Raw genomic sequence first — 14,286 nt, 5'->3', positions numbered from 1 at the left:
AAACGCGCTGACCGGCATGCATGCGCCTACTCTGGGCACATAGAGTCGGCAGCTCGCCTCTCCGCGAAGCGAGCTGCCGTCAGACTGGAAGATTATGCGCTATGTGGGCGCGACTGGCGCCGATCAGTACCGGGGCGTCAGCCCGTAGCGCACCCTCTCCTGCTCAACCTCTTCGGCCGAGTAGACAGGAGCATTCTCGTCGAAGCGGGTCCAACCGGACTCTCGATAGCGGGCGCCGCGCGCCGCGATATCGACGGAACCCACCGTATCGACGGCGGCATTGGCCCGAGCGACCTCCGCGTCGTTCACCTTTGCACTCAGCAGTACCCCGCCGCGCCTTACGCCCTCGGAATATATCTGCGCTTCTTCATCCGAGTGTCCCGCATGCTTGAGTGCACCGACAATGCCGCCCGCCGCTGCACCGCCAACCGCACCCACGCCTGCGCCGACAGCGGCAGCAGCCAACCAGCCCGCTGCGACGATCGGACCCAGCCCGGGAATGGCGAGCATTCCCAACCCTGCCAGGACGCCGCCTGCACCGCCCAGCACCGCACCGGCGGACGTGCCTGCGGCGACCGCCCCGCCTTCAGTCACGCCCTCGTGCACATGTTCGCCATGCACATTGTTGGCAATGACACTGATGTCGTCACGGGGCACGCCAATGCTTTCAAGCTCACGGATTGCCTCTGCAGCATCCGCATAATTGTCGAAGAGACGAGTGATTGTCTTTGTCATGATCATTCTCCGCGCTGGTCAGGTTCAGTGAACGGTGACGTTACCCTTGTAATCAAGAGCGACCGTCACGGACTTGCCATGCTTCATGGCCTTGCCCTGCCAGATGCCATTTTCGTTTTTCGTAAGCTTGCCGATGTTCGTGTATCCGGCCTTGGCAATACGCCCACGAGCCTGGTCTTCCGTGAAGGAGTTGTGCCCCTTCGCAGCGTGGTTCGTGGTCGCGACGGTAGGATCCTTGACCGCCGGATTGTGCGATTGCGCGTAGGCAACAGAAGACCCGAGCGCGGCAGCCAGCGCCGCGACAAATACGATTTTCATGGTTTTTCTCCTCTGTGCTGACCTAACGAATCCACTCATCGTTGGTTGCCCGGAGAAGTCGCTCCTTCACCTCGCGACGGTCCCATGAAGCAGAAACAGGACGAAACGAACGATCGCCATCAGCCTCATCGATCGGCAGCAGCAGCGACCGGAATTCCCGCTTCCTTGCGCTCCGAGTACCGGTCGACAAGTTGCGCTGCGTGCGGGCGCATCAGCACCGTGAAGCGCACCAGTTCTTCCATCACATCGACGATGCGCTCGTAATAGCTCGACGCCCGCATCCGCCCATCCTCGTCGAACTCCTTGTAGGCCATCGCCACCGAAGACTGATTGGGGATCGTGAACATCCGCATCCAGCGCCCCAGCAGGCGCAGCGAGTTCACGGCATTGAAGGATTGCGAGCCGCCGGACACCTGCATGACTGCAAGCGTTCTTCCCTGCGTCGGCCGCATGCCGCGCATCTGGAGCGGCAGATGATCGATCTGCGTCTTCATGATGCCGCTGATCTGGCCGTGCCGTTCCGGGCTGCACCAGACCATTCCTTCCGACCAGAGCGCGTGTTCGCGCAGTTCGTGGACGGCCGGGTGATCGTCTCCCGCCACCTGGTCGGGCAGTGGCAGGTCGCCAGGATCGAAGATCCGCGTCTCCGCGCCGAAGAATTGCAGCAACCGAGCCGCCTCCTCCACGGCGAGGCGCGAGAACGAGCGCTCTCGCAGCGAGCCGTATAGCAGCAGGATGCGCGGCGGCGGTTGGTCCGGGCCAAGGCCGCTGGCGGGACGCGCCAGCGCGAAGGCCTTGTCCAAGGCAGGAAGATGATCGGGGGCGGTGAGTTCGCGTAGTCTCATGCGGGGATACCTTTCTCGTACCAGGGACAAGTCCGCTCCACCAAGGCGGCGATCGACGGGATCACCGGTGCTTCCACCAGCAGGGCGTCGGAATTGAAGCCAAAGAGGCTGATGGCAGCGGCCAAAGCCCGTTCGAAGAAATTGGAGGGATCGATCAGGGCCGAAGGGACGGCAACGCACCGCGCCACACCGAAACGGCGACCGCGCCAATAGGCGATGCTGGCAGGCCTTCAGTCCTTTGCCGAAGTGGCAGGTGCGGTCGCAGTGCCGCCGCCCAAGGCGATCTGCATGTAAACCGTGTCGAGCCAGCGTCCGGCCTTCCATCCCATGCCCGTCAGGCGGCCGACCTGCTCGAAACCGCAAGTATCGTGCAGAGCAACGGACATCGGTTCAGCACCGCCAATGACGGCGACCATCTGCCGGAAGCCATAGGCTTCGGCGGCCTCCAGCAAGGCCTTGAGCAGCAGCTTGCCGATGCCGCCGCCGCGCCGGTCGTGCGCCACGTAGATGCTGTTCTCGCAGGCATAGGCGTAAGCGGGCCGATCGCGGAACTGGGTGGCGTAGGCATAGCCCACCAAATCCGGTCCATCGCAAGCGACGAGGAACGGCCAGTTCCGGCCAGTCACCATCCGTATCTTGTCTAAGGTCTCGGCCTCGGTCGGCGGCACCACTTCGTAAGTCGCCGTGCCATGCAGGACATGATACGCGTAGACGTCGGCAATCGCCCGGCCATCGTCGATCGTTGCGCTGCGAACCGAAAGAGTCATCGCCGGGTTCCTTCCACGACTTCGCCGTCTTCCTTGACGAAAGTACTGCGTTGCCCGGCCGGCAGCAAATCCAGCACTTCTTCGGACGGCCGACAGAGCTTGACGCCCATCGGTGACACGACCAGCGGACGGTTGATGAGCACGGGATGCTCCATCATCGCATCGATCAGCACCTCATCGCTCAAGGCCTCATCGCCGAGGCCCAGTTCGGCATAAGGCGTGCCCTTCTCGCGCAGCAGGGCGCGCGGAGTGATACCGGCCCGCTCGATGAGTTCCACCAGCAGCGCGCGGCTTGGCGGCGTCGTCAGGTACTCGACGACATGAGGTTCGATGCCTGCATTGCGGATCATGGCCAGGGCATTGCGAGAGGTCCCACAAAGCGGGTTATGGTAGATCACGATATCCGTCATCGTTGCCTCTTCAACAACAGGTAAGTTCGGCCAGAAGCGGCTCGCACAGTTCGGCGCGACCTTGGCAGCAATCCTTGGCCAGATAGACCATCAGTCCGCGCAGCGCGTCGAGGTTGGCCCGCTGGATTTGTTGCCGACCACGCTTCTCGGAAAGCACCAGCCCGGCCTTCGCCATCACGGCCAGATGCGTCGAGAATGTGCTTTGCGTCAGTTCAGAAGCTTCGACCAGTGCGCCGGTCGATAGGCCGTCAGGCTCGTGCCGGATCAGCAGACGAAACGCTTCAAGGCGCGTCGGGTGCGCGAGGGCAGAGAGAATCGAGAGGGCGTCACCGATATCCATTCATCGGAATTATCCGATGCAATTAATTTCGTCAACAAGCCATCGTTTATTTCCGATACATCCAACAGCCTTCCCGGTTGGGCCATCGGTCTTCCATGAAAATGGCCGAATCGAACACCGGACCCGGCAGCTATGCCCATGCTTTCGAAAGTCCCGCAGAGAGCCACAGCCAGGCGTAGACTTCTCGCCTGATAACGATGCCTCCCCCTTACCCGCCAAGAGTCATGACCTGCTCCTTCCATGGCGGAAGGCGCCCACTGAAATTGTCAGATCCCTACGCCCGGCAATGCTGCTCGACCTGTGTGTCTTGGCGTTCTACCTGCAAGGCCATGCTGCATGTCGTCCATCATCCCGGTTACGCGGTCGAAGCCGAACGCACGGGCACTTTCCCGCATGACAAGTATGCGCTGGTGATGCGGGCGCTGGGCGAAAGCGGCGTAGCTATGACGGTCCATGCGCCAGAAGTCATGTCGAGAGAATGGCTCGAGGCTGTCCACGCCCCGGCCTATGTCGACGAAGTCATCGGTTGCACGGTGCCCGCGGCCAAGCAGCGCCGGATCGGTTTTGCGATCGACGAACGGATCTCCCGGCGATCGCAGCTCTCCCCCGGCGGAACATGGCTTGCCGCGAAGCTCGCGCTGCAGCACGGGTATGCTGCAAATTCCGCCGGCGGCAGCCATCACGCCCTGGCCGATACCGGCGCGGGCTATTGCGTGTTCAATGATCTGGCGCTCGCCGCCAACAGGCTGATCGAGGAGGGTAACGTCTCGCGTATCCTGATCCTCGATCTTGACGTGCATCAGGGCGATGGCACTGCGGCCCTGACCGCAGGGCGCAGCGACATCTTCACGCTTTCCATTCATGCCGAGAAGAACTTCCCGACACGCAAGGCGCGCTCATCGCTGGATGTCGCACTACCCGATGCAACCGACGATGCGGACTATCTGGAAGCTCTGGCCGGATCGCTGCCCATGGTCCTCGATCATTTCGTGCCGGAACTGATCCTGCTGCAGGCAGGCGTCGATGCCCATAAGGACGACAAGCTTGGCCGGCTGTCCCTGACCGACGAAGGCCTCGCGGACCGCGATCGCTTTGTGGCGACAGAAGCGAAACGGCGCGGCATTCCATTGGCGAGTACGCTGGGCGGTGGTTATGGCGCGGACCGTGAAGCCGTGGCCTTGCGGCACGCGCGCACGATCCTCGCCCTGTCCGCCACGATTGGCGCGAGCGATACGGCCTGAACGCGCGCGCTTACTGGGCCGCCTTCCTCTCGGCATTGAGGCGCTCGACCAGTTTCTGGATCTCGTCGGGATTGAGAACCCAGGTACGGGTCTTGCGGCCTTCACGAAACACGGGCCGCGTCAGCAGGATGCGCGCCTGCTCCTTGGCGAAAGGCTTGAAGAGCGCGAAGTGCATCACGCATTCGAGCATCGATCCGATCACCGGCGTCTTGCCGTCCAGATCGATCAGCGTTGCAGGCTGGTCCCAAGGAATGTTCATCATGCCGCGCGCCTATCGCGAGTTAGAACGAATGCAAAGGCTGAATGCATTCACCCGCGCTGCCTCCAAATGCCACGAGCGCCTGACGACCATCGGCTAGGCCATCGTCTTGTGGACGCTGTGCACGATCTGCAATGAATCCTTCGACGGTGGCAGTCCGAAATAGCGCGAGTATTCCCGGCTGAACTGGGTGGGGCTTTCGTAGCCTACGCCAAACGCAATCGAGGTCGCGTTTCCCTCTCCAGCGATTAACAGCGATCGTGCGTGAAGCAGCCGGATCCGTTTCTGATACTGAAGCGGGCTGAGCGCCGTGACCGCCTTGAAGTGCCGGTGAAACGCAGAAACGCTGAGCGCTGCCATCGCAGCAAGAGCCTCGACTCTCAGTGGTTTGGTGAAATTCTCGCGGATCCATTGGATGGCGATGCTGACACGCGAGAGCGCCGTTCCGGGCGCAGCGATGTCCCGCAGCATCCAGCCCTGGGGTCCCTGAAGGACGCGGTAGAGGATTTCGCGCTCATAAGCGGGAGCCAGCGCGGCGATGTCGCCAGGATGCTCCATCAGGCGTAACATTCGAACCCAGGCGTCGAGCAGTTCGTCCGTGACCGGCGCAATCGAGAAACCGGGGCTGTAGAGATCGCCTCCAGCAGGTTTGGGCAGGTCCGTCAGCAGATTTGCGACAATCGTCGGCTCCAGAGTGAGGCTCACGGCCAGATAGGGCTCGCCGGTTTCTGCCGGATGAACCGAGCCCACGGCGGGCAGATCGACCGACATCACGAAATAGGTGGCCGGATCGTAGCGCAGTGTGCGGTCTCCGACTGTCATCGTCTTCGATCCGGTAAGAATGAGGTTGATCATCGGATCATAGACCGCTGCCAACTGATGTTCAGGGATCTCGCCCTGCACCATCGCCACCCGAGGGATGCCCGTGTCGGTACGCCGATTTTCGGCGTGCGCGGCCAGGCGTCGCAGTTCGGTCAGGTTCGTGTTCATGCGCACGACCATCTCACGCACAGCTCCATCGACCAACCCAAAAGCAGAAATAGGCATGGATCGAGGAGGATCCGGTAAGCGCCGTCCAGTCCATCGGCGTAGTTCAAGGCTCGACAACATCGCGAGGAGCTATCCAATGAAAATCGTCATCGTCACCGGTGGGAGCCGGGGCATCGGTGCCAGCACTGCTCGCCTCTGCGCGAAGGAAGGCATGGGGGTCATCCTCACCTACAACAGCAACCCTGCTTGCGCTGAGGCGGTCGCGGCCGATATCGAGGCGAATGGCGGCAAGGCCGTCACGCTGAAACTTGACGTTGCAGACACGTCGGCATTTCCCGCCTTCCGTGATGCTGTCCAGGTGGCGCTGAAGGCTCGCTGGGACCGCGAGGATTTCGACGGCCTCGTCAACAACGCCGGATATGGCGTCTTCAATCCGATAGCGACGGTCACGGAAGCAGAATTCGACGGCCTGTTCGCCGTCCATCTCAAAGGGCCGTTCTTCCTGACGCAGACGTTGCTGCCGATCATGGCCGATGGCAGCCATATCGTGAATGTCGCAAGCGCCACCACGCGCGTCGCAACCGTCGGTGTCGCACCCTATGCCAGCTTCAAGGGCGGGCTAGAGGTTCTAACCCGCTACATGGCGAAGGAGTTCGGGCATCGCGGCATCCGCGCCAATTCGATCTCACCGGGCGCGATCCGCACCCAGCTCGGCGGCGGTCTCAACGACGAGTTTGAAGCCATGCTGGCCGGGCAAACCGCGCTCGGCCGCGTGGGCGAACCGGACGATGTCGGCGGCGTCATCGCGGGGCTGTTCTCTGATCACAATCGTTGGGTCAATGCGCAGGCGATCGAAATCGCCGGCGGCTACATCATCTGAACGGGAGAGCCACATGCTCGATCACGTCTTCCTGTCGGTCAGCGATCTCGATCGCTCAATCGCCTTTTACACCGCCGCATTAGCGCCGCTGGGGATCACGCAGCGGGTCGATTACGATGGAAAGGATGGCCCTCCGGGGCACCCGGACCTCAAGGGTTTCGGCAAGAACAACCGGATGGCCTTCTGGCTGCGATCCGGCTCCGTCGAGGGCGGGGCCGCCCATGTCGGCTTCATTGCCAGTTCGCGCGCAGAGGTCGATGCGGCCTACGCCGCGGCCATCGCGGCGGGTGCGACCGACAACGGACCGCCCGGACCCCGGCTCCATTACGATCCCCGCTATTACGCCGCAAACGTGCTGGATCCGGACGGATACAGCCTCGAATTCACCTACAAGAGCTGGCAGCACTGATATGACGAAATTGATGATTTACGGCGCCGCCGGCTACACCGGGCGCATGGCGTCCATCAACGCCAAGGCACACGGCCTCGACTTCGTCATCGCCGGAAGAGTGAAGGACGAAAGCAGGCTCAACTTATTCGCCTCGGAACTGAACGTCGAATATCGGCTGTTCGTCGTCGATGACCGAGCCGCCGCCGAGGTAGCGATGGAGGATATCGGCGTGCTGCTGAATTGTGCCGGTCCCTTCATGCATACGGCCGAGCCAATGATGCGCGCTTGCCTGGCGCCCGGGGTCCACTATCTCGACATCGCGGCCGAAATGGACAGCTACCGCCTTGCAGAGACGCTGGATGCGGAAGCCCAGGCGGCCGGCGTAATGCTGTTGCCCGGTAGCGGCGGAAGCGTGGCGATGCTCGGATCGCTGGCGGGACACGCAGCGAAACGCGTCGCTGCTCCCTCCAAGCTCAGCATCGCGCTGCACGTCACCGGCGGCTTTTCCCGTGGGTCGGCGATCAGTGCCAGCGAGAATGTGACAGCGCAGACACTCCACCGCGTCGATGGCACGCTGGTCAGCCGCGATGCGGGTGAGGTCCGCACCTTCGATTTCGGCAGGGGGCCAGCCACATCCTTCCCGGTGACGCTGCCCGATCTCATCACGATCTGGCGCGCCACGGGCATCCCGAACATCGAGACGTTCGTCCATGTGTCGGAGGGCGCCTTCCCCGAGGGCGATCTGGCGCAGATGCCGGATGGCCCCACCCTGGAACAGCGCGAAGCCAATCGCTATCAGGCGGCGGTGGAAGTGACCGGCGACGACGGGACCGTGGTTCGTTCGCTGCTCGATACCGTAAACGGCTATACGTTCACGACGATCGCGGCAGCAGAAGCAGCGCGGCGGGTTGTGGGCGGCGAGGCGCGACCGGGCTTCCAGACCCCGGCCACGCTGTTCGGCATCGGCTTTGCCGAGACGATCGCCGACACCCGTATCGTCGATCAGTGACGCGGCGAGAGGGCCTGGCTATGGAGGACAAGCAGGATCGCGGCGAGGATTTCGCCACCCATTGCTGGTCCTTTACTTCGGGCAAGCCGATCGAAGGCAGAGTCACCGACGCGCAGACCGCGCCGTCGGTGACCCTCTCAAAAAATCTGAAGGCACGAGGCTTCAAGTTTGTCGGGCCGACGATCGTCTACGCCTGGATGCAGGCCGTCGGCATCACCAACGACCACCTCCCGGTCTGCTTCCGCAGGGCGCAGATTTTGGAGCAAGGCCGGCCCTCACGTTTCAGACGCCGCGTGCGCCGCCGGTGGCCCTGATCGACTCGCCGCTGACCCAGTGGGCATCTTCCGATGCCAGGAACAGGACGGTGGGCGCAATATCCTCCGGCTCGCCGAAGCGTCCGAACGGCGTCTCGGCGAGCAGTCTTTCGCCAAGCTCGCCCGCGAAATTGCCTTCGGTCGCGCGGGTGTTGGTATAGCCGGGCATGACGGCGTTCACGCGGATGCCGCGCGGGCCAAGTTCACGCGCCAGCGCATAGGTCATGGTATCGACCGCGCCTTTGGTCGCCGCGTAGATGCTGGTGCCGGGAGATGGATGCGTGCTGAGGATCGAGCTGATGTTGACGATGCTGCCGCCATCCTCGCCGAAATGTCTGACCGCTTCGCGGATGGCAAGAAAATAGCCAAGCACGTTCACATTGAACTGCTTGTGAAAGGCGTCTTCGGTCAGGCTCTCCGCCGTCTCGAACTTTGCAACGCCGGCGTTGTTGATGAGAATATCCAGCCTGCCGTGCCGCGCGATGACGTCGTTGAAAAGACGGACAACATCGCTCTCCTTCGACATATCGGCTTGGAGGGCAGCTGCTGCTCCGCCCTCAGCTTCGATCAATGCCACCACCGCGTCGGCGCCGTTCTTGCTGGTGGCGTAATTCACGATGACGCTCGCCCCCTCGGCGCCCAAAGCCCGGGCTATGCCCGCACCGATGCCGCTCGACGCGCCCGTGACGAGCGCGACTTTTCCCGTTAATCTCATGAAATCTTCCCTCTCGGCGAAAGCCGGAATGTCGCATGGCTGCGATGGTATCGGTCGCTACCGCTCGGCCTTCAGATGACGGAGAGCACAGACGGATCGCCGGAACGCCAGACGTTATCGATCGTGACGCGTTGTATGACCCAAGCATCATCGCCGCGAACCAGTTCGACATCGTAGCGGTTCTTCATGAGATAGTGCCGCGAAGGGTCGGCTGCTGGCACATGCTGCGCCTCCACCAGTGCATCAAGGCGAGCCCGGTCACCATCGACGGTGACGCGCGGATTGCTGACCGAATGCGTGGTATCGAGGGACTTGAGCGATCCGGATAGGGCCGCGACGATATTCTCCCGCCCCTGCAGCACCGGATATTCGAAACCGGCCTTGGCCGCGGCTGGCCTGAAATCGGACACGGCGTCCGCCGCGAAGGCCGATGCGAGCAGATCGGAATTCTTGAGGTCGATGCCGGCGGCGAAGCGGTAGAGGGTTTCCGCCGCTGCGAGCTTATCTGCAGCATCGCTTGGCTGGATCGGCTGGTTGGTCTTCAACATGATACGGTCCTGATCTGGTTGGCGTCGTCTTGGCGACATCAGCCGGATCTAGGGCCCGCTGCTCCTGTGCAGTAGGCAGCGGAAGAGCATAGCAACCATTCCCTGCAAGAATGCTCAGGGTATCTGAAGGCCGGGCTGGCTAGCGAAGGTCGCCGCGAGAAAATCGATGAAGACGCGCACGCGATATGGCATTTTGCGGCCACCCGGCGTGACAAGATGGATCGGATCGGTATCCGCTTTATAGGCTTCGAGAATTCTGACGATCCTGCCTGCTTCCAGATCCGCATGAAACAGCGCGCCCGGCCCGTGCAGGATGCCGATTCCTGCGAGCACAGCGGCCCGTAAATCCTCGCCATCGTTCGACCGAAACGCGCTTGTCGGCATGATCGCAACAGTCCCCTCCTCGCCGCTGAACCGCCATTCGATGGCCCGCCCGCCGGTTTGGGCTGCGATGAGCTTATGGCGTGCCAGATCTCGCAGGTCCGCTGGAGTGCCATGCCTGGCGAGGTAGTCTGGAGAAGCAACGGTGATCATCTGCATCTCACCAATCTTGCGGGCAATCAGACCCGAAGAACCAAGCTCGCCGACGCGCAGCGCCACATCGACTCCGTCCTTGACCAGATCGGCAAACGGTTGGCCGGCGGTAAACTCGACCTCGATCTGCGGGAACTGCGCAAGAAAGGAAGGCAGGCTCGGGATGATGTACATGCGGCCAAGGACCGGAGGAGTGGCAACGCGGACGAGTCCACTTGGCGCAGTGGATCCGTCGCGGATACGCGCTTCGGTTTCCTCAAGGTCACTGATCAGGCGCCGGGCGGAATGATAGAGGTCCAGGCCTGCTGCAGTCGGCCTGAGTCCGCGAGATGTGCGCTCCAGCAACCGCGTTCCAAGATGCGCCTCAAGAGAGCCTATCTGCTTGCTGACGGATGGTTGCCCCAAGCCGAGTTCGTGCGCGGCACGCGTGAAACTGCCCAGTTCGATAACACGCGTCAGCAATCGCAACGTCGATAATCGATCCAAATCGTCATTCCCTGTTGGAATGCCAACGTGGTCGCGCATTGGCTTGTGCACAATCCCACGCAGAGATTATTTCTCTGCGAACGTCAGGTTTCAGGAACGATGATTAGATCGTTCCAGGGACGTGCCGCTGACATACAACGCCCGCCTCGCGCGCATCGCGAAAGGGCATCGCCGAAAGCTGTTCAGGATAAATACGTTCATGGTCGGTCTTGTTGCCAACGACGCAGGGTTGTTCCCTCAAGCCGGCATTGAGCCGCATAGAAGGCAATGCAAGCGTTCAAACACCCGGCCGACCAGCCTTTGACCGGCCGGCCAGCCGGGACGAATACAGCCGACGATTAAAGCTTTACGCGAGCCATGCCCATTTCATTGTAGCGCGGTCCAGCCGTCTTGCCGCTGGGAGCGGCGGCCTCGATTGTGGCGAGGTCATCGCTCGACAAGTCCACATCGGGCGCACCGACGCTATCCCGCAAGGTCTCGCTGCGCTTGAAGCCGGGGATCGGCACGATGTCCTCTCCCTGAGCCAGCAGCCAGGCGAGCGCGATCTGTGCATTGGACACGCCGTGACGCTGCGCGACTGACGCGATCGCATCGACGATCGCCAGGTTCCGGGGCATGTTCTCCGGAGAATACCGTGGGTCGTTGCGCCGCCAGTCGTTTGCCGGCAGGTCGTCGAGACTGCGGATGCCCCCAGCCAAAAAGCCGCGCCCCAGAGGGCTGTAGGGCACGAACCCGATGCCGTTTTCGCGGCAGGCGGAAAGGATGTCGTCTTCGACATCGCGTTCCCAGATCGAATATTCGCTTTGCAAGGCGGCGATCGGATGAACTTTCGCGGCCCGGCGCACGGTGTCGGCCGCCGCCTCCGACAGGCCGATGTGGCGCACTTTGCCTTCCTTGACGAGGTCCGCCATGCCGCCGATCGTTTCTTCGATGGGGACCTGCGGATCGACGCGATGCTGATAGAACAGGTCGATCGTGTCGATGCCCAGCCGCTTCAACGATCCTTCGCAGGCACGCCGTGCGTTTTCGGGGCTGCCATCGACGCCGACCGGCGTGTCGCCATCCCAGCGCATCGCGAATTTCGTGGCGATGACCAGTCCTTCGCGGCGCCCCTTGATGGCCGCGCCGACCAGTTCCTCGTTACGGAACGGGCCATACATTTCGGCGGTGTCGAAGAAGGTGACGCCCAGATCGATCGCCTCGTGGATCGTTCGCGTGGAGACATCGTCGTCCGCAAGGCCATAGTTGATGTTGCCGTCGCGGATCATCGGCATGCAACCCACGCCGATGGCGGAAACCTTCAGGCCTTGGCCCAATGTACGATACTTCATTGTATTTGCTCCCAGCTTGGCCAGACGGACGTCCTCAGAAACGCTCGCCAACCAGTTCCTCACTCTTCGCCCAAAGCGCCTTCGCGGTTTCCGGATCGAGGGCATAGGGCTGCACGCCGCCACGCAGGCCTTCGCTCTCCTGCATTTCCGCGACATGGCAGTCCTCGCAATAGCGTCCGCCGATTTCGGAAGGCTCCGCGACGATCGCGCTCCAGACCGAGGTCGCCGCGCCTTGCGGGATCGACTTGTAGACGAGCGGCGGCTGGCCCGCAGCTTCAAGGCCGGCGCCGATCGTGGCGACCAGTGCCTCCTTGTCTTCCTCGGTCATGTACCGGGACAGTTCGGTGTCCCAGATCACGCCGGGATGCACGGCCGTGGCGCGAATGCCGCTATCCCGATGCCGCCGGTCGAACTCTACTGCGAAGAGGATATTGGCGGTCTTGGAGCGACCATAGGCAACCCATGGATCGTAGGGGGTCTGTTCGAAGCCCGGATCGTCAAGGCTCACGTTGCCGTAGCGATGCCCGGCCGACGACAGGTTCACGAGCCGGCCACCCGGTTTCAGGAGCGAGGCGATACGGTTGACGAGCAGGAAATGGCCCAGATGGTTGGTGCCGAACTGGGTTTCGAAACCGTCCTGCGTATGTCCGAACGGCGCTGCCATGACCCCGGCATTGGCGATCACGATGTCGAACGGCCCGCCATCCGCGTTCAGACGGTCCGCGCAGCTGCGCACACTTGCGAGCGACGCGAGATCCAGTTCCACGAGTTCGAAGCTGCCCTTACTGCCTTCGGCCGCCGCGCGCACGCCTTGCGTCGCAGCTTCGGCTTTCTTCAGATCGCGCGCCGCGCCGACCACATCGGCGCCGTGGGCGACGAGGGTACGGCAGGTTTCGACGCCGATGCCTGCCGATGCGCCGGTCACCAACACGCGCTTTCCGCTAAGGTCTATGCCTGCAAGCACGTCATCGGTCGTCGAAGTCGCGCCAAATTGCTGGGTCATGATGCTCTCCATTTGCGTGGCGGCAGCGGCCGGCGATATTTCCGGGCTGCAGGTCACGGCCGGCATATGGGCGCGTCATTGCCGATGCAGGTGCCCGATCGTCTCAACGCCTTGCCCGATCCTATCAGCATGGTTGAATCGCGCCACCGGCAGTACGATAGTAGGTGCCATGCAGGAGACGCTTGATCGCATGTGCCGGCGCGTGGAGCGCCATGTCGGCGGCCCGGTGCCGGAAACCGCCGTGCCGCGCCTGCGCATCCACGCGGCGCACGAGGTGGGCTCGGCCATGAGCAGCCGCTATGAACCGATGATCTGCCTGGTCCTGCGCGGCGCCAAGCAGGTCACGATCGGCAATCGCGTGCTGCGCTATGACGCGGCAACCTGCTTCGTGACTTCGGTGGAAGTTGCCGCAGTCGGCTGCGTGATCGAGGCATCGCGTGATCGCCCCTATCTGGTAACGAGCCTTGCGCTCAACCGGGAGGTTCTGGCGGAACTGCTCGCCGAACTGCCCCTTACCGCCACAAACGGGGATGATGCGGGCCCGCTTGCCGGGTTCGGCGTCGCGCCGGTCACATCCGATATTCTTCTCGCCTGGGAGCAGCTTCTGGCCTTGCTGGATACTCCCGGCGACATTCCCATCCTGGGCCCCGCACGCGAGCGGGAGGTCCTCTATCGGCTGCTGCAAAGCGGTCACGGCTCGATGCTGCGGCAGATCGGATGCGAGGATAGCCGACTGTCCCGCATTCGCCGGGCGATTGAATGCGTCCGCCGGAATTTCGACCAGCAACTCAGGACGGAGTCTCTCGCGCAGATCGCGGGAATGAGCGTTCCTTCGTTCCACCGCCACTTCAAGGCGGCAACAGGTATGAGCCCGTTGCAGTACCAGAAGAGCCTGCGATTGCAGACCGCGCGCCGCCTGCTTACCGTCAGCCCCGACGCAGCGCGCGCGGCCTTTGCGGTCGGATACGAGAGCGCGTCGCAGTTCAGCCGCGAATATGCGCGGCATTTCGGCGAACCTCCGGTTCGTGACGTTGTCCGGCTGCGCGGTCATAAGTCCGACGCGTTCGAGGCGATCTAGGCTGTAGACTCATAAACGCGAAGCCACAGCCGTATTGAAGCGAGTTGAACCATGGCAAGGAAGTTCTCGGCCAGTTTGTCGTAGCGGGTTGC

General features: G+C 62.5%; 19 protein-coding genes and 2 pseudogenes. 6 read left to right on the top strand and 15 right to left on the bottom strand.

All coding sequences use genetic code 11. The features are described 5' to 3' along the window. Nucleotides 1-123: 123 nt before the first annotated feature. The 7 genes and pseudogenes from EDF56_RS05860 to EDF56_RS05830 all read right to left on the bottom strand — a co-directional run bounded on the left by EDF56_RS05860 (nucleotide 124) and on the right by EDF56_RS05830 (nucleotide 3,415). Nucleotides 124-735, bottom strand: coding sequence for a general stress protein (locus EDF56_RS05860; RefSeq protein ID WP_132385834.1), 612 nt, complete (start codon nucleotides 733-735; stop codon nucleotides 124-126). Nucleotides 736-759: 24 nt separating this feature from the next. Further along, nucleotides 760-1,053 carry a hypothetical protein gene (locus EDF56_RS05855; RefSeq protein ID WP_132385833.1) on the bottom strand — a complete coding sequence of 98 codons (294 nt, stop codon included), beginning with the start codon at nucleotides 1,051-1,053 and terminating at the stop codon, nucleotides 760-762. Nucleotides 1,054-1,178: 125 nt separating this feature from the next. Next, nucleotides 1,179-1,898 (bottom strand): arsenical resistance protein ArsH, encoded by a 720-nt coding sequence (gene arsH, locus EDF56_RS05850; protein WP_132385832.1) that lies wholly within the window; start codon nucleotides 1,896-1,898, stop codon nucleotides 1,179-1,181. Continuing rightward, nucleotides 1,895-2,122: pseudogene (locus EDF56_RS05845) on the bottom strand (arsenical-resistance protein); the annotation flags it as partial. The gene arsH and the pseudogene EDF56_RS05845, both read right to left, overlap by 4 nt. A 6-nt stretch (nucleotides 2,123-2,128) precedes the next feature. Further along, complete coding sequence (locus tag EDF56_RS05840; RefSeq protein ID WP_132385831.1) at nucleotides 2,129-2,665, bottom strand: GNAT family N-acetyltransferase; 537 nt, start codon at nucleotides 2,663-2,665, stop codon at nucleotides 2,129-2,131. Further along, nucleotides 2,662-3,075: an arsenate reductase (glutaredoxin) gene (arsC, locus tag EDF56_RS05835; RefSeq protein WP_132385830.1), complete on the bottom strand. Its 414-nt coding sequence runs from the start codon at nucleotides 3,073-3,075 to the stop codon at nucleotides 2,662-2,664. Before arsC ends, EDF56_RS05840 begins: the two co-directional genes overlap by 4 nt. Before the next feature lie 10 nt (nucleotides 3,076-3,085). After that, nucleotides 3,086-3,415 (bottom strand): metalloregulator ArsR/SmtB family transcription factor, encoded by a 330-nt coding sequence (locus tag EDF56_RS05830; protein ID WP_132385829.1) that lies wholly within the window; start codon nucleotides 3,413-3,415, stop codon nucleotides 3,086-3,088. Nucleotides 3,416-3,744: 329 nt separating this feature from the next. Between EDF56_RS05830 and EDF56_RS05825 the strand changes: the two genes are divergently transcribed. Further along, nucleotides 3,745-4,656, top strand: a complete 912-nt coding sequence (locus EDF56_RS05825; protein ID WP_132386303.1) for a histone deacetylase — start codon at nucleotides 3,745-3,747, stop codon at nucleotides 4,654-4,656. A gap of 10 nt (nucleotides 4,657-4,666) precedes the next feature. Here EDF56_RS05825 and EDF56_RS05820 read toward each other — a convergent pair whose 3' ends face one another. Together EDF56_RS05820 and EDF56_RS05815 are read right to left on the bottom strand one after the other, a co-directional pair. After that, a complete protein-coding gene (locus tag EDF56_RS05820; protein ID WP_132385828.1) occupies nucleotides 4,667-4,918 on the bottom strand; it encodes a hypothetical protein in 252 nt (83 codons plus the stop codon). Nucleotides 4,919-5,011: 93 nt separating this feature from the next. After that, on the bottom strand, nucleotides 5,012-5,905 hold the full coding sequence (locus tag EDF56_RS05815) for an AraC family transcriptional regulator (protein ID WP_132385827.1): 894 nt from the start codon (nucleotides 5,903-5,905) through the stop codon (nucleotides 5,012-5,014). Here EDF56_RS05815 and EDF56_RS05810 point away from each other — a divergent pair. Genes EDF56_RS05810 through EDF56_RS05795 form a run of 4 tightly spaced genes read left to right on the top strand, consistent with a single transcriptional unit; the run spans nucleotide 5,904 to nucleotide 8,499 of the window. Next, nucleotides 5,904-6,785: an SDR family oxidoreductase gene (locus EDF56_RS05810; protein ID WP_243652418.1), complete on the top strand. Its 882-nt coding sequence runs from the start codon at nucleotides 5,904-5,906 to the stop codon at nucleotides 6,783-6,785. The genes EDF56_RS05815 and EDF56_RS05810 overlap by 2 nt on opposite strands. 13 nt (nucleotides 6,786-6,798) lie before the next feature. Next, nucleotides 6,799-7,194: a VOC family protein gene (locus EDF56_RS05805; protein ID WP_132385826.1), complete on the top strand. Its 396-nt coding sequence runs from the start codon at nucleotides 6,799-6,801 to the stop codon at nucleotides 7,192-7,194. A 1-nt stretch (nucleotide 7,195) separates the two neighbouring features. Then, nucleotides 7,196-8,185: a saccharopine dehydrogenase NADP-binding domain-containing protein gene (locus EDF56_RS05800; protein WP_132385825.1), complete on the top strand. Its 990-nt coding sequence runs from the start codon at nucleotides 7,196-7,198 to the stop codon at nucleotides 8,183-8,185. Nucleotides 8,186-8,205: 20 nt separating this feature from the next. Further along, the gene (locus EDF56_RS05795; RefSeq protein ID WP_132385824.1) at nucleotides 8,206-8,499 is read left to right on the top strand and encodes a DNA-3-methyladenine glycosylase I; all 294 of its coding nucleotides are present in this window, start codon (nucleotides 8,206-8,208) and stop codon (nucleotides 8,497-8,499) included. Here the strand turns inward: EDF56_RS05795 and EDF56_RS05790 are convergent. The 5 genes from EDF56_RS05790 to EDF56_RS05765 all read right to left on the bottom strand — a co-directional run bounded on the left by EDF56_RS05790 (nucleotide 8,468) and on the right by EDF56_RS05765 (nucleotide 13,116). Next, nucleotides 8,468-9,214: a glucose 1-dehydrogenase gene (locus tag EDF56_RS05790; RefSeq protein ID WP_132385823.1), complete on the bottom strand. Its 747-nt coding sequence runs from the start codon at nucleotides 9,212-9,214 to the stop codon at nucleotides 8,468-8,470. The two genes, EDF56_RS05795 and EDF56_RS05790, sit on opposite strands and share 32 nt — an antisense overlap. 71 nt (nucleotides 9,215-9,285) lie before the next feature. Then, complete coding sequence (locus EDF56_RS05785; RefSeq protein ID WP_243652417.1) at nucleotides 9,286-9,759, bottom strand: nuclear transport factor 2 family protein; 474 nt, start codon at nucleotides 9,757-9,759, stop codon at nucleotides 9,286-9,288. A 117-nt stretch (nucleotides 9,760-9,876) separates the two neighbouring features. After that, a complete protein-coding gene (locus tag EDF56_RS05780) occupies nucleotides 9,877-10,821 on the bottom strand; it encodes a LysR family transcriptional regulator (protein WP_243652416.1) in 945 nt (314 codons plus the stop codon). Nucleotides 10,822-11,120: 299 nt separating this feature from the next. Next, the gene (locus tag EDF56_RS05770) at nucleotides 11,121-12,113 is read right to left on the bottom strand and encodes an aldo/keto reductase (RefSeq protein WP_132385821.1); all 993 of its coding nucleotides are present in this window, start codon (nucleotides 12,111-12,113) and stop codon (nucleotides 11,121-11,123) included. Nucleotides 12,114-12,147: 34 nt separating this feature from the next. Continuing rightward, a complete protein-coding gene (locus EDF56_RS05765; RefSeq protein ID WP_132385820.1) occupies nucleotides 12,148-13,116 on the bottom strand; it encodes an SDR family NAD(P)-dependent oxidoreductase in 969 nt (322 codons plus the stop codon). Between the two features lie 169 nt (nucleotides 13,117-13,285). Here EDF56_RS05765 and EDF56_RS05760 point away from each other — a divergent pair, with 169 nt between their 5' ends. Further along, on the top strand, nucleotides 13,286-14,194 hold the full coding sequence (locus EDF56_RS05760) for an AraC family transcriptional regulator (RefSeq protein WP_132385819.1): 909 nt from the start codon (nucleotides 13,286-13,288) through the stop codon (nucleotides 14,192-14,194). Here EDF56_RS05760 and EDF56_RS05755 read toward each other — a convergent pair. Then, nucleotides 14,191-14,286, bottom strand: a pseudogene (locus tag EDF56_RS05755) (IS5/IS1182 family transposase); the annotation flags it as partial. The gene EDF56_RS05760 and the pseudogene EDF56_RS05755 sit on opposite strands and share 4 nt — an antisense overlap.

The organism is Novosphingobium sp. PhB165, from assembly GCF_004341845.1.
Taxonomy (GTDB): domain Bacteria; phylum Pseudomonadota; class Alphaproteobacteria; order Sphingomonadales; family Sphingomonadaceae; genus Novosphingobium.
Note: the sequence above shows the minus strand (reverse complement) of the source record. Positions and strands in the feature narration are given on the sequence as shown.